The sequence below is a fragment of the Treponema endosymbiont of Eucomonympha sp. genome, from assembly GCF_001028545.1.
This window is the reverse complement of sequence record NZ_BBPW01000106.1, coordinates 1-2,487: the sequence shown is the minus strand read 5'-3', so window position 1 is coordinate 2,487 and position 2,487 is coordinate 1. Positions and strand designations below refer to the sequence as shown.

The following is a 2,487-nucleotide window of genomic DNA, read 5'->3' as shown; positions in this document are numbered from 1 at the left end:
CGCTTTGTCAGAGTACGGGAGGTACGGTTATTGCCACTGATCAAGGTGCGGAAAATCGATTTTGTTTTTCTGCGGTCGTGGTCGACAGCCGCGCCGTACGGACGGGAAGCCTTTTTGTAGCACTCCCGGGCGAAACACTAGACGGGCACGATTTTATCCTTGATGCACTCAAAAATGGCGCATCTGCCATTTTATTACACGAAAAAAAATACAGTGCAGACAAAGCGTCGTTCCTTGCGCTTTTGACGGAATTTCCCGATGCCGTGTTTATTGCAGTGTCGCGCACGTTGACTGCACTGCAAAAAGCGGCAGCAGCGTATGTTGCACAGTTTCCTGCGTTGCTCAAGGTCGGCATAACCGGCTCCTCAGGCAAAACGACGACAAAAGAAATCATTTATAAAATTTTTTCGCGGATATATTGCGGTATAAGAAACAAAGGAAATCTGAATTCTGAAATTGGCTTGCCGCTTTCCGTGTTCGATATCCGGCGTGAACACGAAGTCGGTATTTTCGAAATGGGCACGAACCGGAAAGATGAAATCGGTGAACTTGCGTCGATATTATACCCTCGGTATGGTGTCATTACGAATATCGGGACAGCGCATATTGGACTGCTCGGTAGCCGAGATGCGATTGTTAAAGAAAAAAAACTGCTCTTTTCGCATTTTACAACGAATTGTGCCGCATTTATTCCTGTAGACGACTATTACGCTGATTTTCTTACCAAAGGTATATGCGGCGACATTATTCGCTATGGAAAACCAGCAGACATCGGAATCAATGGCGTCGTGGAACGGGGAATTGACGGCACGTCGTTCATATTTAACGGACACTCCGTATTATTCCCGCTTCCAGGCAAACATAATTTCCGCAATATGCTCGCGGCGGTAGCTCTCGCACGGTATCTGGGAATCGCCTCTGAAAAAATCGCTGAAGGAATAGAATCCATTCAGGCAACATTTGGGCGAAGCCAGATTTTTAAGGGCGAAATTATTGTTATTCAGGATTGCTATAATGCAAACCCGCAATCAATGTGCGCTATGCTTGATTTTTGTAGCAAGTTAAAGGGGGGGAAAATATATATTTTAGGCGACATGCTTGAGTTAGGCGCAGAAACAGATGCCGCGCACATTAAAATTATCGCACGAGCACTGGAATCAGACATAACGTGCCTTGTGGCCATCGGAAACGCTATAGCGAAGGCATTCCATGCGCTTGAGGCAGGTAACAACACGCGAAACATTAAGGTTGTGGTATTTGAAGCATATGATGATGACACAATTGCAACGGTAGCAGAAATAGTACGCAATGTAATACGAAAAGGTGATACAGTATTGATAAAGGGGTCTCGAAAACTTTCACTTGAGCGGATAACGCCTTTTTTGATCGGAGCGGCATATGTTTAATGTCCGTGTTACCACAGAAATCCCTGCTGAACGTTCTGGACACATAGACACCGCGTTTTTAATATCAGTGATTTTGCTTTGGGGGTTTGGCACGGTAACATTGTTTATCACCTCGACAAATGTTGCTGTCCGCATTTTTGACGATGCGCTGTATTTTGTAAAAAGACAGATGCTTTATTCAATAGCTGGTTTTGCATTAATGACTTTATTTGCCGTGTTCCCCTTGGAGACGCTTCGACGAGTTTTACCAAAACTGGCATTCGGCTCGTTCATGCTTTGTCTAATGGTATTTTTACCTGTAATTGGCGTTGAACGAAACGCAGCGCGGCGGTGGATTCGAATGCCTCTTTTTGGAACATTTCAGCCGTCGGAAACCGCGAAATTTGTAGTCATTTTATTTTTAGCAAATCTATTTACCAAACAAATAGACAGTGAAGGCGACGTGCAAATAAAACTTTTTGCGCCAGTTACTGGACTAGGATTGTTTGTGGCAGTCATTTTTTTGCAAAAAGATTTTTCAAACGGTGCATTCATGCTTGCCATTGGAATTGTTTTGTTTTTTGTAGCTGGATTACGCATCAGGTGGTTTTTATCGCTGTGCATCTTTATTGTTCCTATCACCATTCTTTTTATTTGCACTGAACCGTACCGTGTAAATCGCCTGATTGCGTTTCTCTGCCCAGGTTACGACATATATGGGCTTAATTATCAATCCAATATGTCGCGTCTTGCAATAAATGCGGGAGAACTGTTTGGCAAAGGATTTGGTTCAGGGCTAATACGGATAAACCGAATACCCGAAGTGCAGTCGGACTATATTTTTGCAGGGTGGACGGAAGCAATGGGTTTTGTCGGCGTATTGAGTTATTTTGTATTGCTGTTTTTTTTCGCATGGCGCGGTTTTCGTGCTTCTATTACCACTACCGACAGATTCGGTTCGTATTGTGCATTCGGCCGGGAGTGCTGCAAAAAGGCTTCCCGTCTGTACGGCGCGGCTGTCGACCACGACCGCAGAAAAACAAAATCGATTTTCCGCACCTTGATCAGTGGCAATAACCGTACCTCCCGTACTCTGACAAAG

Annotated in this window: 2 protein-coding genes; both read left to right on the top strand. The window is 44.5% G+C overall.

Translation table 11 applies throughout. The features are described 5' to 3' along the window. The coding region (locus tag AWU74_RS04950; RefSeq protein WP_162504842.1) for a UDP-N-acetylmuramoyl-tripeptide--D-alanyl-D-alanine ligase at positions 1-1,406 on the top strand (1,406 nt) is incomplete at its 5' end. Beyond that, on the top strand, positions 1,399-2,487 hold a 1,089-nt coding region (locus AWU74_RS04945; RefSeq protein WP_062328227.1), incomplete at its 3' end, for an FtsW/RodA/SpoVE family cell cycle protein. The genes AWU74_RS04950 and AWU74_RS04945, both read left to right, overlap by 8 nt.